Origin of the sequence: Methylobacterium sp. EM32, from assembly GCF_040593685.1 — a bacterium.
In the GTDB taxonomy this organism is placed as follows: domain Bacteria; phylum Pseudomonadota; class Alphaproteobacteria; order Rhizobiales; family Beijerinckiaceae; genus Methylobacterium.
Genome location: NZ_JBEXZS010000072.1, coordinates 45,243 through 69,367, shown reverse-complemented (window position 1 = coordinate 69,367; position 24,125 = coordinate 45,243). Strand labels below are relative to the sequence as shown.

Annotated in this window: 25 protein-coding genes, 1 pseudogene and 1 riboswitch; of the genes and pseudogenes, 22 read left to right on the top strand and 4 right to left on the bottom strand. The window is 73.4% G+C overall.

Annotation, left to right across the window (positions count from 1 at the left end; translation table 11 throughout):
* The first annotated feature begins 241 nt into the window (after nucleotides 1-241).
* The 8 genes from argS (at nucleotide 242) to tatC (ending at nucleotide 8,449) form a co-directional block, all read left to right on the top strand.
* The gene (gene argS, locus ABZT49_RS10835) at nucleotides 242-1,999 is read left to right on the top strand and encodes an arginine--tRNA ligase (RefSeq protein ID WP_355286076.1); all 1,758 of its coding nucleotides are present in this window, start codon (nucleotides 242-244) and stop codon (nucleotides 1,997-1,999) included.
* A gap of 182 nt (nucleotides 2,000-2,181) precedes the next feature.
* Complete coding sequence (locus ABZT49_RS10830) at nucleotides 2,182-3,558, top strand: SPOR domain-containing protein (RefSeq protein ID WP_355286075.1); 1,377 nt, start codon at nucleotides 2,182-2,184, stop codon at nucleotides 3,556-3,558.
* A 239-nt stretch (nucleotides 3,559-3,797) separates the two neighbouring features.
* Nucleotides 3,798-4,808 carry a beta-N-acetylhexosaminidase gene (gene nagZ, locus ABZT49_RS10825; protein WP_355286074.1) on the top strand — a complete coding sequence of 337 codons (1,011 nt, stop codon included), beginning with the start codon at nucleotides 3,798-3,800 and terminating at the stop codon, nucleotides 4,806-4,808.
* Nucleotide 4,809: 1 nt separating this feature from the next.
* Nucleotides 4,810-5,592: a segregation and condensation protein A gene (locus ABZT49_RS10820; protein ID WP_407943484.1), complete on the top strand. Its 783-nt coding sequence runs from the start codon at nucleotides 4,810-4,812 to the stop codon at nucleotides 5,590-5,592.
* Nucleotides 5,593-5,598: 6 nt separating this feature from the next.
* Complete coding sequence (gene scpB, locus ABZT49_RS10815) at nucleotides 5,599-6,240, top strand: SMC-Scp complex subunit ScpB (RefSeq protein ID WP_355286071.1); 642 nt, start codon at nucleotides 5,599-5,601, stop codon at nucleotides 6,238-6,240.
* A 269-nt stretch (nucleotides 6,241-6,509) separates the two neighbouring features.
* On the top strand, nucleotides 6,510-6,845 hold the full coding sequence (locus ABZT49_RS10810; protein ID WP_355286069.1) for a twin-arginine translocase TatA/TatE family subunit: 336 nt from the start codon (nucleotides 6,510-6,512) through the stop codon (nucleotides 6,843-6,845).
* 234 nt (nucleotides 6,846-7,079) lie between these two features.
* Nucleotides 7,080-7,649, top strand: coding sequence for a Sec-independent protein translocase protein TatB (gene tatB, locus ABZT49_RS10805; RefSeq protein WP_355286067.1), 570 nt, complete (start codon nucleotides 7,080-7,082; stop codon nucleotides 7,647-7,649).
* On the top strand, nucleotides 7,646-8,449 hold the full coding sequence (tatC, locus tag ABZT49_RS10800) for a twin-arginine translocase subunit TatC (protein ID WP_355286065.1): 804 nt from the start codon (nucleotides 7,646-7,648) through the stop codon (nucleotides 8,447-8,449). Before tatB ends, tatC begins: the two co-directional genes overlap by 4 nt.
* Nucleotides 8,450-8,542: 93 nt before the next feature.
* On the opposite strand, the gene ABZT49_RS10795 is transcribed toward tatC, so the two are convergent.
* The 3 genes from ABZT49_RS10795 to cobU form a co-directional block, all read right to left on the bottom strand.
* Nucleotides 8,543-9,430, bottom strand: coding sequence for a prephenate dehydrogenase (locus ABZT49_RS10795; protein WP_355286063.1), 888 nt, complete (start codon nucleotides 9,428-9,430; stop codon nucleotides 8,543-8,545).
* A gap of 199 nt (nucleotides 9,431-9,629) precedes the next feature.
* Nucleotides 9,630-10,235 carry a cob(I)yrinic acid a,c-diamide adenosyltransferase gene (cobO, locus tag ABZT49_RS10790; protein WP_355286061.1) on the bottom strand — a complete coding sequence of 202 codons (606 nt, stop codon included), beginning with the start codon at nucleotides 10,233-10,235 and terminating at the stop codon, nucleotides 9,630-9,632.
* A complete protein-coding gene (cobU, locus tag ABZT49_RS10785) occupies nucleotides 10,232-10,780 on the bottom strand; it encodes a bifunctional adenosylcobinamide kinase/adenosylcobinamide-phosphate guanylyltransferase (protein WP_407943483.1) in 549 nt (182 codons plus the stop codon). Before cobU ends, cobO begins: the two co-directional genes overlap by 4 nt.
* Nucleotides 10,781-10,872: 92 nt before the next feature.
* A riboswitch (cobalamin riboswitch) is annotated at nucleotides 10,873-11,074 on the top strand.
* A gap of 29 nt (nucleotides 11,075-11,103) precedes the next feature.
* Here cobU and ABZT49_RS10780 point away from each other — a divergent pair.
* From ABZT49_RS10780 to cobJ, 11 genes and pseudogenes are all read left to right on the top strand, one after another.
* Nucleotides 11,104-11,280, top strand: coding sequence for a CbtB domain-containing protein (locus tag ABZT49_RS10780; protein WP_093571268.1), 177 nt, complete (start codon nucleotides 11,104-11,106; stop codon nucleotides 11,278-11,280).
* A gap of 88 nt (nucleotides 11,281-11,368) precedes the next feature.
* Nucleotides 11,369-12,115 carry a CbtA family protein gene (locus tag ABZT49_RS10775; protein ID WP_355286058.1) on the top strand — a complete coding sequence of 249 codons (747 nt, stop codon included), beginning with the start codon at nucleotides 11,369-11,371 and terminating at the stop codon, nucleotides 12,113-12,115.
* A complete protein-coding gene (locus ABZT49_RS10770) occupies nucleotides 12,112-12,504 on the top strand; it encodes a DUF1636 domain-containing protein (RefSeq protein WP_355286056.1) in 393 nt (130 codons plus the stop codon). Before ABZT49_RS10775 ends, ABZT49_RS10770 begins: the two co-directional genes overlap by 4 nt.
* A complete protein-coding gene (cobW, locus tag ABZT49_RS10765) occupies nucleotides 12,501-13,535 on the top strand; it encodes a cobalamin biosynthesis protein CobW (protein ID WP_355286055.1) in 1,035 nt (344 codons plus the stop codon). Before ABZT49_RS10770 ends, cobW begins: the two co-directional genes overlap by 4 nt.
* 174 nt (nucleotides 13,536-13,709) lie before the next feature.
* Nucleotides 13,710-13,847 (top strand): hypothetical protein, encoded by a 138-nt coding sequence (locus tag ABZT49_RS10760; protein WP_355286053.1) that lies wholly within the window; start codon nucleotides 13,710-13,712, stop codon nucleotides 13,845-13,847.
* A gap of 9 nt (nucleotides 13,848-13,856) precedes the next feature.
* Complete coding sequence (cobN, locus tag ABZT49_RS10755) at nucleotides 13,857-17,132, top strand: cobaltochelatase subunit CobN (RefSeq protein WP_355286051.1); 3,276 nt, start codon at nucleotides 13,857-13,859, stop codon at nucleotides 17,130-17,132.
* Nucleotides 17,129-17,389, top strand: a pseudogene (locus ABZT49_RS34270) (precorrin-3B synthase); the annotation flags it as partial. The gene cobN and the pseudogene ABZT49_RS34270, both read left to right, overlap by 4 nt.
* A gap of 513 nt (nucleotides 17,390-17,902) precedes the next feature.
* A complete protein-coding gene (locus tag ABZT49_RS34265; RefSeq protein WP_407943485.1) occupies nucleotides 17,903-18,697 on the top strand; it encodes a hypothetical protein in 795 nt (264 codons plus the stop codon).
* Nucleotides 18,694-19,326 carry a precorrin-8X methylmutase gene (locus tag ABZT49_RS10745; protein ID WP_355286049.1) on the top strand — a complete coding sequence of 211 codons (633 nt, stop codon included), beginning with the start codon at nucleotides 18,694-18,696 and terminating at the stop codon, nucleotides 19,324-19,326. Before ABZT49_RS34265 ends, ABZT49_RS10745 begins: the two co-directional genes overlap by 4 nt.
* Nucleotides 19,326-20,117: a precorrin-2 C(20)-methyltransferase gene (locus ABZT49_RS10740; protein ID WP_355286047.1), complete on the top strand. Its 792-nt coding sequence runs from the start codon at nucleotides 19,326-19,328 to the stop codon at nucleotides 20,115-20,117. The genes ABZT49_RS10745 and ABZT49_RS10740 overlap by 1 nt, the downstream gene beginning before the upstream one ends.
* Nucleotides 20,114-20,869, top strand: a complete 756-nt coding sequence (cobJ, locus tag ABZT49_RS10735; RefSeq protein WP_355286045.1) for a precorrin-3B C(17)-methyltransferase — start codon at nucleotides 20,114-20,116, stop codon at nucleotides 20,867-20,869. The genes ABZT49_RS10740 and cobJ overlap by 4 nt, the downstream gene beginning before the upstream one ends.
* Here cobJ and ABZT49_RS10730 read toward each other — a convergent pair.
* A complete protein-coding gene (locus ABZT49_RS10730) occupies nucleotides 20,842-21,597 on the bottom strand; it encodes a cobalt-precorrin-6A reductase (RefSeq protein ID WP_355286043.1) in 756 nt (251 codons plus the stop codon). The two genes, cobJ and ABZT49_RS10730, sit on opposite strands and share 28 nt — an antisense overlap.
* On the opposite strand from ABZT49_RS10730, the gene cbiE reads away from it, so the two are divergent.
* The 3 genes from cbiE to cobM are packed head-to-tail and all read left to right on the top strand — an operon-like array spanning nucleotide 21,596 to nucleotide 24,125.
* Nucleotides 21,596-22,840, top strand: coding sequence for a precorrin-6y C5,15-methyltransferase (decarboxylating) subunit CbiE (gene cbiE, locus ABZT49_RS10725; protein ID WP_355286041.1), 1,245 nt, complete (start codon nucleotides 21,596-21,598; stop codon nucleotides 22,838-22,840). The two genes, ABZT49_RS10730 and cbiE, sit on opposite strands and share 2 nt — an antisense overlap.
* 50 nt (nucleotides 22,841-22,890) lie before the next feature.
* The gene (locus ABZT49_RS10720) at nucleotides 22,891-23,325 is read left to right on the top strand and encodes a cobalamin biosynthesis protein (protein ID WP_355286079.1); all 435 of its coding nucleotides are present in this window, start codon (nucleotides 22,891-22,893) and stop codon (nucleotides 23,323-23,325) included.
* Nucleotides 23,322-24,125 carry a precorrin-4 C(11)-methyltransferase gene (gene cobM, locus ABZT49_RS10715; protein WP_355286039.1) on the top strand — a complete coding sequence of 268 codons (804 nt, stop codon included), beginning with the start codon at nucleotides 23,322-23,324 and terminating at the stop codon, nucleotides 24,123-24,125. The genes ABZT49_RS10720 and cobM overlap by 4 nt, the downstream gene beginning before the upstream one ends.

Here is a 24,125-nt window from a genome sequence, read left to right as displayed (position 1 = left end):
TCCCCTCCCCCTTGTGGGGAGGGGTCATGGGGATCGAAGATCCCACGTGGGGGTGGTGCAGAAGGCACCGCTGAGACTTCTCCGGCACCACCCCCACCTCCGGCTCCTCCCCACAAGGGGGAGGAGAGATGTCTGCTCGAACCGCCCCGCTTGCAGCCGCCCGCCCCGGCGTGAGAAGAGCCCGGCGCGCCGGATGCGGCACGCCCGCCTCCGGCCCGAACTTTGCAGAACTGGTCAACGCATGAACATCTTCGCCGCCTTCGAGGCCCGCATCGGCGAGGCGCTCGAGACGCTCACCCGCGCCGGCACCCTGCCGGAGGGGCTGGACCGCGCCCGCGTGGTGGTCGAGCCGCCGCGCGATCCGAGCCACGGCGACCTCGCCACCAACGCCGCCCTGGTGCTGGCGAAGGAGGCGCGCACCAATCCGAAGGCCCTGGCCGAGGCGCTGGCGGCGGACCTGCGCCAGGATCCCCGCGTGACCGACGCCGCGGTCGCCGGGCCGGGCTTCATCAACCTGCGACTCGACCCCGCGATCTATGCCAAGGTGGTGCAGGCGGTGCTGCGCGAGGGCGAGGCCTACGGCCGCGGCGCGCCCGCGCCGGGCGGCGTCAATGTCGAGTACGTCTCGGCCAACCCGACCGGTCCGATGCATGTCGGCCACGGCCGCGGCGCGGTGTTCGGCGACGCGCTGGCCAATCTGCTCGCCGCCGCCGGCCGCGACGTGACGCGCGAATACTACATCAACGATGCCGGCGCGCAGGTCGACGTGCTCGCCCGCTCGGCCTTCCTGCGCTACCGCGAGGCGTTGGGCGAGACCGTCGCGATTCCCGAGGGCCTCTATCCGGGCGACTACCTCGTGCCCGTCGGCGAGGCGCTGAAGGAGCGTTACGGCGAGACGCTCCGCGACAAGCCCGAGGCCGAGTGGCTGCCCCTGGTGCGCGACTTCTCCATCGACCGGATGATGGACCGGATCCGCGAGGACCTCGCGGCGATCGGCATCCACCACGACGTGTTCTTCTCCGAGCGCACCCTGCAGGAGGGCGGCAACGGCGGCGCCGTGGCGGCGCTGATCGCCGACCTGCGGGCCAAGGGCCTCGTCTACGAGGGCCGGCTGCCGCCGCCGAAGGGCCAGCTGCCGGAAGACTGGGAGGACCGTGAGCAGACCCTGTTCCGGGCCACCGCCTTCGGCGACGACATCGACCGGCCGCTCCTGAAATCCGACGGCAGCTTCACCTACTTCGCCTCCGACATCGCCTATCACCGCGCGAAGGTCGAGCGCGGCGCCGTCGAGCTGATCGACGTGCTCGGCGCCGACCATGGCGGCTACGTCAAGCGCATGCAGGCGGCGGTGAAGGCGGTCTCCGACGGGAAGGCGGTCCTCGACGTCAAGCTGTGCCAGCTGGTGCGGCTCCTGCGCGGCGGCGAGCCGGTGAAGATGTCGAAGCGGGCGGGCGAGTTCGTCACCCTGCGCGAGGTGATCGACGAGGTCGGGCGCGACCCCGTGCGGTTCATGATGCTCTACCGCAAGAACGACGCGACGCTCGATTTCGATCTCGCCAAGGTGGTGGAGCAGTCGAAGGACAACCCGGTCTTCTACGTCCAGTACGCGCATGCCCGCGCGGCCTCGGTGTTCCGCCAGGCCCGCGAGGCGTTCCCCGACCTCGACCTGTCGCCGGCCGCGCTCGCGGGCGCCGACCTGTCGGGCCTGACCGATCCGGGCGAGCTCGAGATGATGCGCCTGATCGCCCAGGTGCCGCGCGTCATCGAGGCGGCGGCGGCCGCCCACGAGCCGCACCGCGTCGCCTTCCACCTCTACGAGCTCGCCAGCGCGTTCCATAGTTTCTGGAACAAGGGCAAAGACTTGCCGCAATTACGGTTTGTTAATCAAACCGACAGAAAGTCCACCGAGGCGAGGCTGGCCCTCGTCGCTGCCCTCAAGGGCGTGGTCGCGTCCAATCTCGGGATCCTCGGCGTCGGTGCGCCCGACGAGATGCGCTGAGGCGTCGCCCCGGGGACCGGAGCGCGACCGGTCGTCGCGGTATGCCGCAAGGTGATGCCGCGACGGGACGCGAGCGATGGGATCTGACGGCCGCCCTTCCCATATCGGGAGCGGCGGCCGGTGCCGCCGAGCCGGGCCCGAGCGCGGTGAGGTGACGCGAGGGCGAACAGGATGGTGCTGCCATGACGACCAATGCTTCCCGGATTCCCGTCGATTACGACGGCTACGAGCAGGATCGGCAGCCGGCTCCCACCCGCCAGGGTCATCCGGGCGCCCGGCCCGACCCCCTTGCCGAGCTCGCCCGCATCGTCGGCCAGGACGATCCGTTCCGCGCCCTGCTCGAGGCCAAGGAGGCCAAGGAGGCGACCCGCGCCGCCGAGCCGCCGCGCGGCCGCGTCGAGCCGGTGATGCCGAGCTACGGCGAGGCGCCCCCGCCCGAATCCGGCCTCTCGGCCACCCGCAACGAGCCGACCCTCGGGGCGCCGATGCCGGCCCATACCCCGGCCTCCGCCTTCAATCAGTACCTCGCCGCGGTCGAGCGCGAGACCGATTCCGAGCCGGCGCCCGCCGCCCCCGAGCCGGAGACGAACCCCGAGCCGCGGCCGCGGGGTCGCCGGCGCATCGCCCTCGTCGGCACCGCGCTCGGCATCGTCGCGGCCTCGATCGGCGGGGCGCTGACCTGGAAGGCGTTTCACCATAGCCGCTCCGGCGCGCCGATCTTGGTGGTGGCCGACCAGACTCCCCTCAAGGTGGCGCCGCAGAATGCCGGCGGCGTCGAGATCCCGGACCAGAACAAGCAGATCTACGAGCGCACCGCGACCGCGCCGGCCAAGGACGGGCAGATCCGCATCGTCAACCGCGAGGAGCAACCCCTCGACGTGAAGCAGGCGGCCCGCTCGCTCGCCGCCGAGGCCGGCGCGTCGGCGACGCCCGCCGCCCCGGGCAATGCCCTGACCGAATCCCTCGGCGAGCCGCGCCGGGTGCGCACCGTCTCGGTCCGGCCCGAGCCCTCGCCGGCCGAGGCCCAGCGCGCGGCCCAGGCCGCCGCGCAGGCGCAGGCGCAGGCCGCGCAGGGCCCCGCGGCCTCGCCGATCCCGACCATGACCCTGCCGAGCGAGGCAACGGGCTCGCCCCCGGCGCCGGTCACCCCGCGCGGCCCGCGCACCATCGCGACCGCTCCCGCCGCCCGCACCCCGGTGGCCGAGACGCCCGCCGAGACCCCGGTTGCCGAGCCGCGGCAGAAGCCGGTGCAGCGCGTCGCCTCCGCCGAGGCGCCGACCACCACCCAGGCGGTGCCGACGCCCCAGGCGCCGGTCGGCGGCTTCTCGGTTCAGCTCTCGGTGCGCGCTACCGAGAAGGAGGCCGAGGTGGCGTTCCGCCAGGCCCAGGAGCGCTACGGCGCCGTGCTCGGTGGGCAGTCGCCGCTGATCCGCCAGGCCGAGGTCAACGGCAAGTCGATCTACCGCGTCCGCGTCGGGCCGATGGCGAAGGACAGCGCTGACAGCCTGTGCGGCAAGCTCAAGGCCGCGGGCGCTGCCTGCTTCGTCGCCAAGAACTGATATCGAGAGCTGATATCGGGAACGGAGCCGCCAGATCCCGCGGGCGGAGGCGCCCCGGTCGTAGGCCGGGCGCCGGAAAACCCTCCGGCTGTGGCGCATCGCCGACAGCCGGGGCCGGCGAATCGCCTAAATTATCCGCTCTTTGCGCTTGCGTTTCCCGAATCATCGGCGCCCGTCATGGGTGCCGGGCGGGACCGCGCGATCGTTCCCCTCTTCTCAACCGCCGAGAGCCGCCGTCGATGACCCTTGCCCTGATCCTCGGTTGCGCCGGCCCGACCTTGAGCCCCGAGGAGGCCGCCTTCTTCCGCGCGGTGCGGCCCTGGGGCTTCATCCTGTTCAAGCGCAACGTCGAGACGCCGGATCAGGTCCGCGCCCTGACGGCGGCGCTCCGCGACACCGTCGGCCGGGCCGACGCGCCGATCCTGATCGACCAGGAGGGCGGCCGGGTGCAGCGCATGACGCGGCCGCACTGGCCGGCCTACCCGTCCGGGCGGGCCTATCTTCGCGCCGGCGGCCCCGAGACCGGGCCGATGCTGGCCCATCTCGGCGCCCGCCTGATGGCGTACGACCTCGCCGAGGTCGGCATCAACGTCGATTGCGCGCCGGTCCTCGACGTGCCGGTGCCGGGCGCCCACGACGTCATCGGCGACCGGGCCTACGGCACCGACCCGGCGGTGGTCGCGGCCTTCGGGCGGGCGGTGGCCGAGGGGCTGATGGCCGGCGGCGTGCTGCCGGTGATGAAGCACATGCCCGGCCATGGCCGCGCCGGCGCCGACAGCCACCACGCCCTGCCGGTGGTGGAGGCGAGCCTCGACGACCTCGACGCCCACGACTTCCGCCCCTTCCGGGCGCTCGCCGACCTGCCGATGGCGATGTCGGCCCACGTGGTGTTCCCCGCCCTCGACCCGGAGACTCCCGCCACCACCTCGGCGACGGTGATCCGCGAGATCGTGCGGGGCCGCATCGGCTTCGGCGGCCTCCTGATGACCGACGATCTGTCGATGAACGCCCTCTCCGGCAGCTTCCGGGATCGCACCGCCGCCGCCTTCCGGGCGGGCTGCGACATCGGCCTGCACTGCAACGGCGTCCGGGCCGAGATGGAGGAGGTCGTGGCCGCCGCACCCGTCCTCGCCGGCGAGGCCCTGCGCCGGGCGGACGCCGCGCTCGCCCGCCTGACCCCCGCCGCCCCGGCCTTCGACCCCGCCGAGGCCCGCGCCCGCCTCGATGCCGGGCTCGCCGCCGCGGCCTGAGGTGGCGGACGCGTTGGCGGACGACTTCGCGGAGTCCGGGGACGTCGCCGACGGCGCGGCCTTCGTGGTCGATGTCGACGGCTTCGAGGGCCCCCTCGACCTGCTGCTCGAACTGGCCCGGCGCCAGAAGGTCGACCTCGCCCGGATCTCGATCCTGGCGCTGGTCGAGCAGTACCTCGCGTTCATCGACGAGGCCCGCCGCCTGCGGCTGGAACTGGCGGCGGATTACCTCGTGATGGCGGCCTGGCTCGCCTACTTGAAGTCGCGCCTGCTGCTGCCGGCGCCGCCCCGCGGCCCCGAACCCGCCGCCGGCGACCTCGCCGAGGCCCTGAGCCTGCGGCTGCGCCGCCTCGAGGCGATCCGCGCCGCCGCCGCGATGCTCTCCGGCCGGGCCCAGCTCGGGCGCGACGTCTTCGGCCGCGGCGCCGCCCCGCCGGAACCCGCCGTTGCTGCGCCAGGCTCGTTTGCCGTCACCATGCACGACCTGATCGCGGCCTATGCCCGCCAGCGCCAGGAGCAGGCAAGGGCGCAGGTGACGCTGCCGCCGCGCAGCGTGTGGTCCCTGGTCGATGCCCGCGCCGCACTGGAGCGGCTGATCGGCCCGCGGGACGACTGGACCGACCTCGAGTCCTATCTCGCGCAATACCTCGCCGACCCGAAGCGCCGTGCCACCGTGCGCGCCTCCTCGCTCTCCGCAGTGCTGGAACTCGCCCGCGAGGGCCAGATCCTGCTGCGCCAGGACGGACCCTTCGCGCCGATCCAGATCCGCGCCGCGGGACCGTAGAGCCGCGTGGCGAAGGCTCCCCGCTCCCCCGGCCCGCCTCCCCCCTCCGAGGCTGCGCGCCTCGCCGAGGCGCTGATCTTCTGCGCGCCAGCGCCCCTCTCCGAGGCCGACCTCGCCGCCCGGCTGCCGCCCGGCACCGAGATCCGGGCCGTGCTCGCAGAGATCGCGGACGCCTACGCGCCCCGGGGCATCACGCTCGCGCGGGTGGCCGGCGGCTACGCCTTCCGCACGGCGCCCGACCTCGCCCCCGCCCTGCGGGGCGGCGTCCCGGAGGCGCGCAAGCTGTCGCGGGCCGCCCTCGAGACGCTCGCCATCGTCGCCTACCACCAGCCGGTGACCCGGGCCGAAATCGAGGAGATCCGTGGCGTCACCACCTCGAAGGGCTCCCTCGACCTGCTGCTCGAGACCGGCTGGGTGCGCCTGCGCGGGCGCCGCCGCACCCCGGGGCGGCCGGTGACCTACGGTACCACCCCGGCCTTCCTCGACCATTTCGGCCTCGACGCCGTTTCCGACCTGCCCGGCCTCGACGAGCTGAAGGGTCTCGGCCTGATCGAGGGCCGGCTGCCGGCCGGCTTCCGGGTGCCGCAGCCGGGTGCGGCCGGGCTCGACGAGGATCCGCTGGCCCCCGGCGACGCCGCGGCGGACTGAGCGTCTCTCGCAACACTCCCGATCACCGCCGCAGCTCTCTGGGGCTGCGTCGGCGCGGCGGGGAGTTTTGCGAGGTGCACTGCATTCCCGGGTGGGGCATTCCGCCAACTCCCGAGGAAACGCTTGTTTTCGCCTCCTGCCGTCCTTACGTTCCGGCCGCACCGCAGGCGCTCGGGTCGCCGTTGGGCCTGCGGGAACAGAGGTTTGGGGCGTCGCAGGACGCCCCGCGAGAGTGCCGCGGCGACGTGAACGCCGCGCGGGAGAGAACCATGGGCGGCGCGAGTATCTGGCACTGGATCGTCGTCGGCGTGATCATCATGCTGCTGTTCGGGCGCGGCAAGGTGTCCGACCTGATGGGCGACGTCGCCAAGGGCATCAAGGCCTTCAAGAAGGGCATGGCCGACGAGGACCAGGCCCCGACCACGACGGCGCAGGTGCCCCACGCGCAGGTCCCGCCGGTGCCGGTGGCGCCGCCGGTGGTGCAGCCGGCTCCGGTCCAGCCGGTTCACGTGCAGCCGACCCCGGTTCAACCCACGCACGTCCCGACCGCGCAGATGCCGCCGGTCGGTACCGCCGAGCCGAACGTCGACCGCAAGGTCGGCTGAGCGGTCCGTCACCATTCTCTCGCGCAGGAGCGCGTGGCCGCCGGCCCGCCTCCGCGCCTTGCGCGTTCCTCGAAGGTTATCCCGGCAGGTGCCCTCGCTCCCACGTCCCGAGGGGACGCGTTCTGGCGGGAACCTGCGCGGTGGTGACTGGCGCCGGCGCACCGGCGTGCTAGACAGCCCGCGCGAGGCGCCCGCTCAAGAGTTGCGCCGCGCGAGTAGCAGGGCCGTCACGCCATGTTCGATATGAGTTGGGGCGAGGTGATGCTGATCGGCGGCGTCGCGCTCGTCGTCATCGGCCCCAAGGACCTGCCCAAGGCGCTGCGCACCGTCGGCCAGGTCACCGCCCGGCTCAAGCGCATGGCCGGCGAGTTCCAGAGCCAGTTCAGCGAGGCGATGCGCGAGGCGGAGCTCGACGAGGTCCGCCGCGAGGTCGAGGGCATCAACCGCAGCGTCTCGTCGGCGACGTCGACCGGCTTCAACCCGGTCCAGACCATCCGCAACGAGATCAAGGGCGCCGTCGACGGCGTGCCGAAACCCGCGACGGCGGCGATGCCGGGGACCGATCCCCTCATCTCCGACCCGTACGCGGCGCTGCCGGAGCCGCATCCGCCGGTCGACCCTGCCCCGATCGACCCCGCACCGGTCGATCCCGCCGCCCCGCCAGCCTACGCGCTGCCAGAGCCCGCGGTCGAGAAGCCGTCGGTCTCGACGCTCGCTGCCGCGACCGCGCAGCTCAAGGCCGACGCGGCCCGCGCCGCCCCTGATTCGTCTCACCACACCGCCAGCACGGGCCCGACCGCATGATGACCGAGGCCGATGAAGCCGAGATCGAGGCCTCGCGCGCACCCCTGATCGAGCACCTGATCGAGCTGCGCTCGCGGCTGATCAAGTCGCTGCTCGCCTTCGGGGTGATGTTTTTCGTCTGCTTCTTCTTCGCGCAGCACATCTACAACATCCTGGTCCACCCCTACGTGACCGTGGTAGGGGCCGAGAAGGCGCGGCTGATCGCGACCCACTTCCTCGAGCAGGTGTTCACCAACATCAAGCTCAGCGTGTTCGGCGCCGGCTTCCTGTCCTTCCCGGTCGTGGCCACCCAGCTCTACGCCTTCGTGGCGCCGGGCCTGTACCGCAACGAGCGCCGCGCCTTCCTGCCCTACCTCGTCGCCACGCCGGTCTTCTTCGTGCTCGGCGCCCTCGTCGTCTACTTCCTGGCGATGCCGCTGCTGATCAAGTTCTCGGTCAGTCTGCAGCAGATCGGCCAGCCCGGCGAGGCCACGATCGAGCTCCTGCCGAAGGTGGACGAGTACCTCTCGCTCATCATGACGCTGATCTTCGCCTTCGGGATCGCGTTCCAGCTGCCGGTGATCCTGACCCTGCTGGGCCAGATCGGGCTGATCGATTCGAAATTCCTGAAGGATCGCCGGCGCTACGCGATCGTGCTGGTCTTCGTCGCCGCCGCGGTGCTGACCCCGCCGGACGTGATCAGCCAGCTCTCGCTCGCGATCCCGATGCTGCTCCTCTACGAGGCCTCGATCTTCTCGGTGCGGGCGATGGAGAAGCGCCGCGAGCGGGCCCGGGCGGCGGAAGAGGCGGCGGGGGAGTGAGGGCGCGCTCTGGCTCCCTCCCAAAGTCCTGCCACCCTCCGTGTCATCCCGGGGCCGCGAAAGCGGAACCCGGGATCCATAACCGCTGACGCTTCAGGACGAAGCGGAAGGCCTATCGCCTCGTTCCGCACCGTCAGCGGTTGTGGATCCCGGGTTCTCGCCTTCGACGAGCCCCGGGATGACACGGAGTGTCACGCGGGCGTCGGGAGTGATCGTGGCGTCGATCAAGTCAATGTCCCCCAACTCCCCGTCCATCTGCGCCGCCAGCTCGAAGAACCGCCGCCTGACCTCGCCCGCGTAAGGGTTCTCGCGCTCGATGGCGTGGTAGACCTCCGGCGCGTCGTGCCGGACCATGCCGACGGCCTGCATCACCAGGTCGAAGCTGCGGGTGGTCATCCGGGTCGGCAGCGGCTCCATTGCCACCAGCACCTTGGCGATCAGGTGGGTCAGGCCCTGCACTGCCGCCGCCTCGCGGTCATGCGCCTCCGGCGTGGTCAGGATCACGGTGAGCCCGAGGGCCCGCCGCAGGAAGGCGCCGACCCGTCGGGCGCGCTCGCCCCGCACCGGGCAGACCGCGATCTTGAGGCCGCGCAGTCCGTCCCGTGCGCTCTGCGGCCCGAACAGCGGGTGGGTCGCGACGATGTCGACGCCCGGCGGCAGGCCGGCCCGCATGATCTGCGCCGGCCGCACCTTCACCGACCCGACATCGAGGATGAGGGCGCCCGGCCGCAGGTGCGGGGCGATGTCCCGGACTAAAGCCGCCAGGGTCGGGACGGGCGTCGCCAGGATCACCACCGGGCAGGCGGCGGCTTCTTCCAAAGAGCAAGGTTCGATCCCGGCCGCTGCGAAGGCGGAGGCGGGCGCGAAGGGATCGTGGACGCGCAGCGTGAAGAGCGGTGCCAGATGCGCGGCGACGAGGCGGCCGAAGGCGCCGAAGCCGATCAGGCCGAGGGCGGGGAGCGGGATGGGGGAGGACGGCACGGGAGACCTCGGATCTGGGCGAGGTCGGCGGGCCGGGAAATTCCTGAGAGCCTCAACCGCCGACACGTCGCAGCGGTTGAGAGATGACGAGCACTCCGCCGCTAATTGCGCGGCGAATAATAGAATCCGGTCGGGCGGGCGCTGGTCATGGCCGAGCCTGTAGCCCCGAGCCGCCCTCCCCGTCAATCGGAACTCGCAATCAGAACTCGATGCCCTCCTGCGCCTTCACCCCCGCGGCGAAGTGGTGCTTCACCGAGCCCATCTCGGTGACGAGGTCGGCCGCCGCGATCAGCTCCGGCTTGGCGTTGCGCCCCGTCACCACGACGTGCAGGTCCGGCCGGCGCCGGCTCAACGCCGCCACCACCGCGTCGAGCGGCAGGTAATCGTAGCGCAGGGCGATGTTGAGTTCGTCGAGGATCAGCAGCCGGATCGACGGATCGGCCATCAGCGCCTCGGTCTTCGCCCAAGCGGCGCGGGCCGCCGCCATGTCGCGGTCGCGGTCCTGGGTCTCCCAGGTGAAACCCTCCCCCATCGTGTGCCACGCGACCTGATCTTGGAACCGCTCCAGCGCGAAGCGCTCGCCGGTCTCCCAGGCGCCCTTGATGTACTGCACCACCCCGACCCGCCAGCCGCGGCCGAGCGCCCGCAGCATCAGCCCGAAGGCGGCGGTCGACTTGCCCTTGCCGGGGCCGGTATGGACGATCAGCAGGCCCTTCTCGATCGTCTTGCCCGCGACCTCGGCGTCCTGCACCGCCTTGCGCTTCTCCATCTTGGCGCGGTGGCGCGCCGCCTCGTCGTCGCTCATTGGGCGTCTCCCTTGATGATCATCGGCAGGCCGGCCACCACCAGCACCACCCGGTCGGCGAGCGTCGCAAGCCGCTGGTGCAGGCGCCCGGCCTCGTCGCGGAACCGGCGGGCGAGCGCGTTCTCCGGCACGATGCCGAAACCGACCTCGTTCGAAACCAGCACTAATGGCCCGGCCGCCGTTCGGCAGGCCTCGACCAGCGAGCCGGTCTCCGCCGCAAGGTCGGCCGCCTCGTCTAGCATCGCGTTGGTCAGCCACAGGGTCAGGCAATCGACCAGCACCGGCCGCCCGGCCGGCGCCCGGGCGATCACCGTCGCCAGGTCGCGCGGCGCGTCGACCGTCTCCCAGGGCGGAGGCCGGCGGGCGCGATGCTCGGCGATGCGCGCGCGCATCTCGTCATCCCAGGCTTGCGCCGTCGCGACGTAGAGCCAAGGGCCCGGCCGCGCCTCGATCAGCCCTTCCGCGTAGCGGCTTTTTCCCGATCGGGCGCCGCCCAGCACCAGGGTCAGGCGCGAGGCGGCGTGGTCCGGATCCGGCACGGGCATCTCCTTGTCTGGCGAAGAACTCGGGGCCGCGAAAAACTCGGGGCCGGAGGTGTCGCGGCAGGCCGCGCCGATTGCAAGCCCGCAGGCGACCGGCTAGGGTCGGGCACGACGGTGCCTCGGCGACGAGGTGAAAAGGGAACGCGGGAGCCGGGCTTCTTCCGGTATGCCGCGGCTGCCCCCGCAACTGTGAGCGGTCACACACGGTCCGCCATCGGCCACTGGAGCGATCCGGGAAGGCGGTGGGCCAGCAAGACGCCGCGAGCCAGGAGACCTGCCGTCACCCCTTTCTCTCGACGCCGCCGGTGGGGCGGCAGGAGTTCGTCATGGTCGCGATCACCCGGTCCCTCTCCCCCGCCCTCGTCGGCGAGCGCCTGAGCGCCGTCCTCCTGGCTGCCACGCTCGGCATCGGGCTCCTGTTCGTCTCCGGCTTCGCGCCCGTGGTCGCGTTGCACAACGCCGCGCACGACTGGCGCCACGCCCACAACTTCCCCTGCCACTGACCAGGGCCTGACCCTCGCAAAGCCGCGCGGCCTGCGCCCTTGAGGGGCTGCGGGCCCGTGGCCCTTTGGTCGTGCAGGTGATCCCCCCATGACGAAACGTCTGCTCGCCGCGGCACTGGTCGCCGGCTTCCTCGCCGCGTGCGTGGCCTCGGTCCTGCAATTCGCCCTCACCTCGCCGCTGATCCTGGCGGCGGAGAAGTACGAGACGGCGGAGAGCGTGGCGCCGGCCAAACACGCCTTCGCCAACCCGTTGATCGTGCTGGCTCATGCCGGCCACGACCACGGGGCTGAGCCGCAATGGCAGCCGGCGCCCGGCCTGCCGCGCCTCGCTTTCACGGCGCTGGCGACGCTGGTGAGCGGTGTCGGCTACGCGCTGCTCCTCGGCGCGGTGCTGGTCGCCACCGGCCGCGCGGTGACGCCGTCCGAGGCGCTGAAATTCGGCATCGGCGGCTTCCTCGCCGCCAGCCTCGCGCCGGCGGTCGGGCTGCCGCCGGAACTGCCCGGTGCTGCGGCGGCCGCCCTCGAATCGCGCCAACTCTGGTGGGTCGCGACGGCGCTCGCCACCGCGACCGGCCTCTACCTGGTGGCGATCCGCCGCGGGCCCGCCGCGATCGCGGTCGGCCTCGCCCTCATCGTCGCGCCGCACATCTGGGGCGCCCCGCACGGGCCGGAAGAGATCTCCGCGATGCCGCCGGTCTACGCGGCGCAGTTCGCCGCCCGGTCGCTGGCGGTCGCCTTCGCGTTCTGGGCGGTGCTCGGTCTCGCCTTCGGCTGGGCCTGGAATGCCGTCGCCGGCACGAAGGGCGCTGCGCGCCGGAGCGAGGTGCCCGCGTGAGCGAGCCGACCTCCTCCGACCTCTGCACCCTCTACGTCTGCACCACCTGCCGCGACGCCGCCGATCCGGCCGACGGCCCCCGCGCCGGCGCGCGCCTGCACGATGCGCTCGCCCGGGCACTCGCGGCCCGGCCCGGCGCGCCGGTGCGGATCGAGCCGGTGGAATGCCTCTCGGTCTGCAAGCGGCCCTGCACGGTCGCGGTCGCGAGCCCCGGCCGCTGGACCTACATCTACGGCGACCTCGACCCCAAAATCTCCGCCGACGTCATCCTCGACGGCGTCGGCCTCTATGCCGGGACCCCGGACGGCCTCGTGCCCTGGCGCGAGCGTCCACAGGAATTCCGAAAGGGCGTCGTCGCCCGCATCCCTCCCGCGCCGGTGACCCCATGACCATCCTCAAGAAAATCCCCTGCACCATCGTCACGGGCTTCCTCGGCGCCGGCAAGACGACGCTGGTGCGCCACGCGGTCGAGCACAATGACGGCCGGCGCCTGGCGATCATCGTCAACGAGTTCGGCGATGTCGGCTTCGACGGCTCGCTGCTGGCCGAGTGCGGCATCCCGGGCTGCGACGCCGACGCGGTGGTGGAACTGCCGAACGGCTGCATCTGCTGCACCGTCGCCGACGACTTCGTGCCGGCCCTGAACAAGCTCCTCGACCGACCGGAGCCGCCGGAGCACATCCTGATCGAGACCTCCGGCCTCGCTTTGCCGAAGCCCCTGGTCCAGGCCTTCAACTGGCCGGCGATCCGCTCGCGGGTGACCGTCGACGGCGTGGTGGCGGTGGTGGACGGCCCGGCGGTGGCCTCGGGCGCCTTCGCGGACGATCCGGAGGCGCTCGCCGCCCAGCGTGCGGCCGATGCCAGCGTCGAGCACGAGAACCCGCTCGAGGAGGTGTTCGAGGACCAGCTCCTCTGCGCGGACCTCGTGGTGATGAACAAGTCGGACCTGCTCAACGAGAGCGAGCGGGCCCGCGTCCGCGCCGAGGTGGAGGCGCATCTGCCGCGCGCCGTCAAGCTCGTCGAGACTGCCCACGGCGCCCTCGATTCCCGCGTGCTGCTCGGTCTCAACGCGGCCGCCGAGGACGACCTCGCTGCCCGGCCCTCGCATCACGAGACGGAAGAGGACCACGACCACGACGATTTCGAGAGCGTGGCGCTGCCCGTGAAAGCCGCCGGCTCGCCCGACGATCTCGCCGCCCGGGTCGCCAAGGCCGCCGAGGTGGCGGGGGTGTTACGGATCAAGGGCTTCTGCGCCGTCGCCGACAAGCCGATGCGCCTCGTCGTCCAGGGCGTCGGCCGCCGCGTCGCCCACCATTACGACCGCCCCTGGCGTCCGGGCGAGCACCGGGACGGGACGCTCGTGGTGATCGGCCTCACCGGGTTCGACAAGGACGCGGTGGCGGCGGCATTGCGGGGGTAGGTTCGGCTTCGCAAGACGGGAGGTGCGTATCTCTCGTTTCCCCGGACAGCCCTGCGTGGGCGGGGATAGGAGAGATACGCGCATTATTTTGATACGCGAGCGCCAGACGCCATATGCCGCCAAAGTTACATCGGCCCGGAACAACAGAACCCCCAGAGCCCGGGAGGGCATCGCATGTCGGAGCCCAAACTGGAGCGCTGGAGCGTGCAGGAGTTCTTCGCCTGGCAGGAGCGCCACAACGAGCGTAACCGGATGGTCGGTGGGGAGCCGGTTCAGCGGTTGAGCGGCCGTACCTGCTCATTCCGTCCCTGAGGCCGACAGATGCACCTCCTGCGCATCGATTCGGTCTCCCTCGACGAGGGCGAGGCGGCGGTCGATCTGGGCCAGGCGCCCGGTGACATCGTCGCCCTGTCCTTCACCGATTCCGATCTCGCCGGTCTGGCGAACGCTTATGCAGGCCTGCCCGGAGAATGGCCGAGCCTGCGGCTCGCCAAGCTCGCGCAGCTGCGCCACCCGCTCTCGGTCGACCTCTACGCCGACGCGGTGATAGCCCGGGCCCGCTTCGTGCTGGTGCGCTGCCTCGGTGGGCTCGATTATTGGCGCTACGGCATCGAGCGGCTCTCCGAGACGTGCCGGGCGCACGGCATCCCCCTCGCGGTGCTGCCGGGGGACGACCGGCCGGATCCGCGCCTCGACGCGGTCTCGACGGTGACGCCGGAGCTGCGCGACACCCTCGACGCCTATTTCCGCGCCGGCGGTCCTGAGAACCTGCGCGGGCTCCTCACGCGGATCGCCGCCGAGCTCGGCCGGCCGATCGCGGCCGAGCCGCCCCGCGCCCTGCCGCGGGGCTTCGCCTGGTGCCCGGGCTGCGGCGTGCGCGATCGGCCGGATCCCGCCTCGGCCCTGCCGCGGGCGCTCGTGCTCGTCTACCGCTCGGCGATCCTCGGCGGCGACACCGCGCCGGTCACCGCCCTCGCGGCCGCCCTGTGGGAGCGGGGCCTCAGCCCCGCCATCGTCGCGGTGGCGAGCCTCAAGGACCCGGAGGCGGTGGCGGCCGTGCGCGCGGCCGTCGCAACCCAGAATCCCGCCGTGATCGTCGCTGCCACCGCCTTCTCGGCCCGGGAGGAAGCCGGCTTCGTCCTTGATGCGGCGGAATGCCCGGTGATCCAGGCCTTCACGGTCGGCGCGGGCCGGGAGGCCTGGGCGGCGTCCGGCCGGGGGCTCGGGGCGGCCGACCTCGCCATGCAGGTGGCCTTGCCGGAATTCGATGGGCGGCTCTCCGGCTTCCCGATCTCGCACAAGGAGGAGGCGCCGGAGGTCGAGGGGTTTCGCGAGCGCCGCGCCGTGCCGGATTTTTCCGGCATTGCCGCCACCGCCGACCGCGCCGCCGCCTGGGCCCGCCTCGCCGCCAAGCCGCGGTCCGAGCGCCGCCTCGCGCTGATCCTGTCCGACTACCCGGCCCGGGGCGGCCGGGCCGGATTCGCGGTCGGGCTCGACACCCCGGCGAGCACCCGGGCCATCCTCGACCTCCTGTCTGCCGAGGGTTACGCCGTCTCCGACATCCCGGAGCCGGACGCCCTGATGCGCCGCCTCACCGAAGGGGTGCCGGGCCTCGCGGTGCCGCTTTCGGCCTACGAGGCCTGGCGCGCCCAGCTGCCGGCGGAGGCCCGCGCGGCTCTCGCGGCCGAATGGGGCGAGCCCGCCGACGATCCGGCCGTGCAGGATGGGGCCTTCCGGTTCCGTGCCGTGCAGGTCGGCTCCGTGCTGGTGGCGCTCCAGCCGGATCGCGGCCACAAGGGCGACCGCAAGGCGGGCTATCACGATCCCGACGCGGTGCCCTGCCACGCCTCCCTCGCCTTCCACCTGGCGTTGCGCGAGGGTTACGATGCGCTGATCCATCTCGGCACCCACGGCACCACCGAGTGGCTGCCCGGCAAGGCGGTGGCGCTCTCCCCCGCCTGCTGGCCGGCGCTCGCGATCGGGCCGCTGCCGGTGATCTATCCCTTCATCGTCGACGATCCCGGCGAGGCGGCACCGGCCAAGCGCCGGATCGGCGCCGTCACGATCGGGCACCTGCCGCCGGAGACCGCCGCGGCCGGCCTCGATCCGGAGGCCGCGACCTTGCGCGAGCTGGTGGAGGAATATTCCGCCGCGACCGTGCTCGATCCCCGCCGGGCGACGCTCATCGCCCGGGGTATCCTGGAGCGGGCGGAGGATGCCGGCCTCCTCGCGGCCGCCGGAATCGACCGCGCGACGCCGATGCCGGACGCGCTCGCCGCCCTCGACGCGCATCTGTGCGACCTCGGCGAGGTGACGATGCGCGACGGGCTGCACGTCTTCGGCGAGGCACCGGACGCCCATCCCGCCTGCGGCCCGGCCGAGCGGGCGGGGCTGCTGAAGGGCCTCGACGGCCGCTTCGTCGAGCCCGGCCCCGCCGGCTCGCCGGCCCGCGGCCGGGCCGACGTGCTGCCGACGGGGCGCAACCTCGCCACCCTCGATCCCCGGGCGCTCCCGACCCGGGCCGCCGCGATGCTGGGCGAAAAAGCCGCCGCCGAGGTGGTGCGCCGCTACCTCCAGGACGAGGGCGAGTATCCCGCTCGCCTCGTCATGGATCTCTGGGCCTCGCCCACCTTGCGCACCGGCGGCGAGGACGTGGCGCAGGCCCTCGCGCTGATGGGCGTGCGCCCGGTCTGGGACCATGCCTCGACCCGAGTGACCGGCTTCGAGGTGCTGCCCCTCGCCCTTCTCGACCGGCCGCGGATCGACGTGACCGTCCGGGTCTCCGGCGCCTTCCGCGATACCTTCCCGGAGACGCTGGCCCTCCTCGACCGCGCCGCCCGGGCGGTCGCGGCGCGGGAGGAGGAGGATGCCGACAACCCGCTCGCCGCCGCCCGCCGCCGGGGCGAGGCGCCGGCGCGGGTGTTCGGGGCGGCGCCCGGCCGCTACGGCGCCGGCACCGCGGCGCTCGCCCTCGACGGCGCGTGGACCGGGCGCGGCGACCTCGCCCGAGCCTATCTCGACGCCACCGCGGAGGCGACGGGAGCGGCGAGTGCCTCGGACGCCGATTTCGCCGCCCGGGTCGCGGCGGCGGACGCCTATCTTCACGCCTTCGACGTCGCCGAGCGCGACCTCCTCGACGGCGACGCCGCCGCCGACGCGATGGGGGGGTTCTCCGCCGCCGCCGCGTCCCTGGGCGCGGCGCCCATCCTCTACAGCCTCGATACCAGCCGCCCCGAGGCGCCCCGCGCCCGCACCGCCCGCGAGGACGTCGCCCGGCTGGTGCGCGGCCGCCTCGCCCATCCGCGCTGGATCGCCGCGCAGCTGCGCCACGGCTGGCGCGGGGCGCAGGAGCTGGCGCAGGGGCTGGATGCGGTGTTCGTCATGGCGGCTGCCACCGACGCGGTCGCGGATGCCGACATCGACCGGCTCTACGACGCATATCTCGGCGATCCGGACGTGCTCGCGGCGATCGAAGCGGCCAATCCGGGCGTCGCGCAGGCCTTGCGCGACCGCTTCGCCGCCTTGCGCGACCGCGGCCTGTGGCGCAGCCGGCGCAACTCCCTCGCCGCCCTCGACGCACGCGAGGCCGCCGAATGAGCCCCGCTCCCGTCGACCCGGCGCCCGTGAATCCCGCCCCTCGCCGCGGCTGGTGCCCGGGCCTCGCCCGGCCGATGCCGACCGGCGACGGCCTCCTCGTGCGGCTCCACCCGGTCGCCGGACGGCTCGGCGCCGATCAGGCACGTGCGGCGGCGCAGGCCGCTCGGGAGGGCGGCAACGGCCTCCTCGACGTGACGGCCCGGGGCAACCTGCAGATCCGCGGGGTGACGGCGGAGAGCCACGGGCGCGTCGTCGCGATCCTGGGCGAGGCGGGCTTGGGGGATGTGCGCCGTGATGGCGGGCCGCAACGATTGACCTTGAATGCGCCGCTCGCCGGGGCGGATGGGCTCAGGCTCGTCGCGGCGGTGGAGGCGATTGGGTGGGAGATCGCGGGGCTGCCGGCGAAGACGCTGGTGGCGGTGGAGGATGCAGCGGGCGGGCTTGGGCCGGTCGAGGCGGATGTCTGGGTGCGGTTGACTTCCAGCGTGGGGAGCAGTTTCGCCCGCACTTCGCCTAGCAAGGCGCGGATCTTCTCCTCTCCCCGCGGGCGGGGAGAGGGCTTCACCCCCCTTGTCGGGGGTGAAGCGAGCGGAGGCGGAGCCGAAGCGAGGGTGAGGGGGTCTCGACGCGTGAGACTCCTCCGGACATACCCCCTCACCTTCGGCTGCCGCCTCGCTTCGTCGACGACAAGGTCGCCGAAGCCCTCTCCCCGCCCGCGGGGAGAGGAAACGCGCACATTGCGGCATACGAACTTGGACGGTGCACCAGGAGTGCAGCAGTCTATCCTCCAGCTCGCCATCGCCACCCCCGACGACCCGCTCTGGCTCGCACCCTCCCCCGCTCCCGCGGCCCTCGCCAACCTGCGCACCCTCCTCCACGGCCTCGCCGCCTCCGGCGCCCGCCGCATGCGTGCGCTCGCACCGCCGCAGCGCGACGCCCTCCTCAACGGGCTGACGCTGGGCGAAGCTCCCTCAGCAACCACCGTCCTCCCCGCCGGCCTTCACGGCCGCGCCCTCCTCGCCGAATTCCCCTTCGGCCGCTGCGACGCCGCCCTGCTCGACCGCATCGCCGGCTGGAGCGAGGCGCATGGCGACGGCCACCTCGCCCTCACGCCGGGCCGCGGCATCGCGCTCATCGTCCGCGACGAATCCGCCGCCAAAACCCTGCGCGAGGAGGCCGAGGCCGCCGGCCTGATCGTCGATCCCGCCGATCCGCGCCGGGCCGTCGCCGCCTGTCCGGGTGCGCCGGCCTGCGCCTCCGGCGGCACGCCGGCGCAAGCCGATGCCCATCGCCTCGCCGCCGCCTTCGCGCCTCTCGCGGGGCTCGGCGCCACCGCCCATGTCTCCGGATGCCCGAAGGGCTGCGCCCTGCCCGGTCCCGCCACCCTCACGCTGGTCGGCCGGGCGGATGGCCGCTACGGGGTGGTGCTGGAGGGCAACGCCGGCACCGCGACCGACCTCGTCCTCACTTTCGGTGCCGTGCTGGAGCGGCTAGAGAGCGTGCGAGTCCGACCTGCCCCTGATGTCGCTTCGGACCTGAGAGACGCATTCCGGGAGCCCGCATGAACCCGCGCCTCGACTATATCCGCGACGGCGCCGCCATCTACGCGCGCTCCTTCGCGATGATCCGCGCCGAATCCGACCTCGCACGCTTCCACGGCGCCGCCGAGCGGGTGGCGGTGCGGATGATCCACGCCTGCGGCATGACCGACCTGCCCGCCGACATCGACCTGTCGCCGGATTTCGCCGAAGCGGCGGAAAGCGCGCTGCGCCGCGGCGCCCCGATCCTGTGCGACGCCCGCATGGTCGCCGACGGCGTCACCCGGGCGCGGCTGCCGGCCGGCAACGAGGTGATCTGCACCCTCTCCGACCCCCGCGTGCTGGAACTGGCGAAGACCCTCGACACCACCCGTACCGCCGCCGCGATGGAATTTTGGCGCGACCGGCTCGCCGGGTCGGTGGTGGCCGTCGGCAACGCGCCGACCGCCCTGTTCCGCCTGCTCGAGATGCTGGACGAGGGCGTGGCGCCGCCCGCCGCCGTGATCGGCGTGCCGGTCGGCTTCGTCGGCGCGGCCGAATCGAAGGACGCCCTCGCCGCTGACGGAAGGGTGCCGTTCCTGGTGGTGCGCGGCCGGCGCGGCGGCAGCGCCATGGCGGCGGCGGCCGTCAACGCCCTCGCCAACGAGGTCGAGTGATGGACGGTCCTTCCGGCTTCCCGCCTCCCGAGGCCACTGAGACCCCGTCCGCCCCGGTCGCGGCCGTCACGGGCACGCTCTATGGCGTCGGCATGGGGCCGGGCGACCCGGATTACCTCACCGTGCGGGCGGTGCGGGTGCTGGAGCGCGCCCACCACCTCGTGCATTTCTGTAAGTCGGGCAAGCGCGGCAACGCGCGCACCATCGCCGATGCGGTGGTGCAGGATCCGGCCCGGGAATGGCCGCTGCCCTACCCCTACACCACCGAACTGCACCCCGAGGATCCGGCCTACGTGGCGGCGCTCGCCGCCTTCTACGACGAGGCCGCCGCGCGCCTCGCCGAGGTGCTGGAGGCCGGCCGCGACGTGGCGATCCTGTCGGAGGGCGATCCGTTCTTCTACGGCTCGTTCATGCATCTGTGGCGCCGCCTGAAGGACCGCTTCCCGGTCGAGGTGGTGCCGGGCGTCACCGGCATGTCGGGCTGCTGGACCCGGGCCAACACCCCGATCACCTGGGGCGACGACGTGCTGACGGTGTTGCCTGCCACCCTCCCGCACGCGACGCTCGTCGCGCGCCTCAAAACGACCGACGCCGCCGTGGTGATGAAGCTCGGCCGCCACCTCCCGAAGGTCCGCGCCGCGCTGACCGAGGCCGGGCTGATCGGCCGCGCCGTCTATGTCGAGCGCGGCACCATGGCGGGCGAGAGCGTGACGCCGCTCGGCGAGAAGCCGGACGACCGCGCGCCCTACTTCTCGATGGTGCTGGTGCCGGGCGAGGGCCGCCGGCCGTGAGCGGATCGGTCACGGTGATCGGCCTCGGGCCCGGCGACCCGCGCTACCTGACGCCGGCCGCCTCCGCGGCGCTCGACGCGGCGCAGGACCTGATCGGCTACTTTCCCTACGTCGCCCGGGTGCCGGAGCGGCCGGACCTTGTGCGCCACGCCAGCGACAACCGGGTCGAGGTCGATCGTGCCCGCCATGCCCTGGAACTCGCAGCCAGCGGCCGCCGGGTCGCGGTGGTGTCGGGGGGCGATCCGGGCGTCTTCGCCATGGCGGCGGCGCTCTTCGAGGCGCTGGAGGCGGGCGACCCGGCTTGGCTTTCGCTTCCCATCACGGTCGAGCCCGGCATCACCGCGATGCTCGCCGCGGCGGCCCGGGTCGGCGCGCCGCTCGGCGGGGATTTCTGCGCGATCTCGCTCTCGGACAACCTGAAGCCCTGGGACATCATCACCGCCCGGCTGAACGCCGTCTTCGCCGCCGACCTCGTGGTGGCGCTCTACAACCCGATCTCCCGGGCGCGGCCCTGGCAGCTCGGCGCGGCGTTGGGCCTCGCGGCCGAGCACCGCGCGCCCGAGACCCCGGTGATCCTCGCCCGCGCCGTCGGCCGGTCCGACGAGGCGATCCGCATCCTGTCCCTGGCCGAGGCGCGCGGCGCCGAGGCCGACATGGCGACCCTGGTGATGATCGGGGCGAGCGCGACCCGGCTGATCCCGCGGGACGGCGGGGCGCCCATCGTCTACACGCCGCGATCGGTCGCCCGATGAGCCTCCAGCCAGGCCAGGGCGTCACGGGCCTCCGCCACCTGCGCGACATCCGGCAGGCGGGGTTGGCGCACGATCACCACCGGGACACCCAAGGCGCGCGCCGCCGCAATCTTGCCGTAGGTCGCCGCCCCGCCGGAATTCTTGGTCGCCAGCACCTCGACGCCGTGGCGGCGCATCAGTTCCTCCTCCTCCGCCGCGCCGAAGGGGCCGCGGGCCTCGATCGCCGTGACGTCGATCCCCGGCAGGGCGTCGCCAACCGGCTCGATGGTGCGCACGAGGTAGCGGTGGTGAGGCGCCGCCGCGAAGGCGGCCAGTTCGAGCCGGCCGACGGTCAGGAACACGCGGCGCGGAATCTCGCCGAGGGCCGGCACGGCGTCGGCCACGCTCTCGACCTCGCGCCAGTCGTCGCCGGGGACCTGATCCCAGGCCGGGCGCCGGACCGCGAGGAGCGGCACGCCCGTCTCCCGGCTTACGACGGCGGCGTTGCGGGAGATGATCCTGGCGAAGGGATGCGTGGCGTCGATCAGAGCCTCAACCGCGTTCTCGCGCAAGTAGGCCGCCAGGCCATCCGCCCCGCCGAAGCCGCCGATGTGGGTGCGCGCCGGCAGGGCGAGGGGCGCCGCCGTGCGCCCGGCGAGGGACAGGGTGACGTCGAAATCCGGCCGGCCGGCGAGCAGCCGGACCAGCCCCGCGGCCTCGGTGGTGCCGCCCAGGATGAGGATGCGCATGGCCGCCTTCTCGTCTGAAGCTCCACCGAAGTCGAGCGCGAGCCCCTGGCTGTTCATCGTCGGCATCGGCGAGGACGGGCGGGCCGGGCTGTCGCCGGCCGCGTCTGCCGCCCTCGATTGCGCCGGGCTGGTGATCGGCGGGCGCCGCCATCTCGCCCTCGCTCGCCCGCTCGCCGCCGAGACCCTGGCCTGGCCGAGCCCGCTCTCCGACGCCTACCCGGCGATCCTCGCCCGGCGCGGGCAGCCGACCTGCGTCCTCGCCACCGGCGATCCTTTTCATTACGGCGTCGGCGCCGAGCTGGCGCGGCTGGTGCCGGCAGACGAGATCGCCGCCTTTCCGCAGGCCTCCGCCTTCAGCCTCGCGGCCGCCCGCCTCGGCTGGCCGCTGGCCGAGACCGCTTGCCTGACGCTGCATGGGCGGGCGCTGGAGCGGGTGATCCCGCACCTCCAGCCCGGGGCCCGGCTCCTCGTCCTGTCCTGGGACGGGACGACACCAGAGAAGCTCGCTGTGCTGCTGACCGAGCGCGGCTTCCCGCGCTCGCGCCTGACCGTGCTCGAGGCGATGGGCGGTCCCCGCGAGCGCCGCCGCACCGGTCTCGCATCGGGCTTCTCGGAGAACGGGATCGACCCGCTCAACACGGTCGCGGTCGAGGTCGTGGCCGACGCCAGCGCGCGGGTGATCCCGCTCAGCCCCGGCCTCGACGATACCTGGTTCGAGCATGACGGCCAGCTCACCAAGGCCGAGATCCGCGCCGTCACCCTCGCGGCGTTACGCCCCCGCGCTGGCCAGCTCCTGTGGGATGTCGGCGCCGGCTCGGGATCGATCGGCATCGAGTGGTCCTTACGCCATCCAGCCAACCGCGCGGTCGCGGTCGAGGCGCGCGAGGAGCGCGCCGCCCGCATCCGCCGCAACGCGCTGAACCTCGGCGTACCGGACCTCCGGGTGGTCGTCGGGCGGGCTCCGAACAGCCTCGCCGAGCTGCCGGCGCCGGACGCGGCCTTCCTCGGCGGCGGCGTCTCCGACCCGGCCCTGGTCGCGGCGGTGCTGGAGGCCCTGCCGGTCGGCGGGCGCCTCGTCGCCAACGCGGTGACGCTGGAGAGCGAGGCGCTGCTGCTGCGCCTTCATGCCGAAAACGGCGGCAGCTTGCGGCGCCTCTCGGTCGCCCGGGCCGAACCCGTCGGCCACCTCACCGGCTGGCGCCCGGCGATGCCGGTGACGCAATGGGCGCTGACGAAGCCGTGACGCCCGCGATCATCCAGGCGCGGGTTCCGGGCGCGCCCCCACCACCGCTTCTGCACGGCCCCGCGCGCAACCCCGCCACCGAGGCGCCCCGCGCGCTGATCGCCGGCATCGGCTTCCGCCACGCCACCACGGCCGACGAGATCCTGGCGCTGGTGACCGACGCGTTGCGCCAGGCCGACATGCCGGGCGCGCAGCTCGCGGCCCTCGCCACCGCCGCGGACCGGGCCGGCGACCGGGCCATCGTCGCGGCGGCCGAGTCCCTGGGCGTGCCCCTCGCCGCCATCGGGGTCGAGGCCCTGCGCGAGGCCGGCCGCCGCGTCGTCACCCGCTCGGTCCGCATCGAGGCCCTGCGCGGCGTCGGGTCGCTGGCCGAAGCCGCCGCCCTCGCGGCCGCGGGGCCCGACGGCCGCCTCGTCCTGCCCCGCATCGCCTCGGCGGGCGCCACCTGCGCGCTCGCCGCCAGCGGAGACGCCCTTTCGTCATGATCCACTTCATCGGCGCCGGCCCCGGCGCGGCCGACCTCATTACCGTGCGCGGCCGCGACCTCATCGCCCGCTGCCCGGTCTGCCTCCATGCCGGCTCCCTCGTGGCGCCGGAGATCCTGTCCTGGTGCCCGGCCGGTGCGCGAATCGTCGACACCGCACCCCTCTCCCTCGATGCGATCGTCGCCGAGATGGCGGCGGCCCACGCGGCCGGCCTCGAGGTGGCGCGGCTGCATTCGGGCGATCTGTCGATCTGGAGCGCGGTCGCCGAGCAGACCCGCCGCCTCGACCGTCTCGGCATTCCCTACGATCTCACTCCTGGGGTCCCGTCCTTCGCCGCGGCCGCTGCCGTGCTCGGGCGCGAATTGACGGTGCCGGAGGTGGCGCAATCGGTGGTGCTCACCCGCACCAGCGGCCGCGCCTCGGCGATGCCGGAGACGGAGCGCCTCGCCGCCTTCGCGGCGACCCGGGCGACGCTCGCCGTGCACCTGTCGATCCACGTCATCGAGGCTGTGGTGGCCGAGCTGATCCCGCATTACGGCTCGGACTGCCCGGCCGCGGTGGTCTTCCGCGCCACCTGGCCGGACGAGCGGGTGTTGCGCGGGACCCTGGCCGATATCGGGGCTCAGGTCGCCGCGGCGGGGCTGGAGCGCACGGCGCTGATCCTGGTCGGCCCGGCGCTCGGCGCGACGACGTTTCGCGAGAGCGCGTTGTACGCGGCGGATTACGACCGGCGGTTCCGGCCGGGCGGGGCCGTGGCCGCTTCGACCAGCCCCAGGACATCTCCGGCCACGCGAGAATGA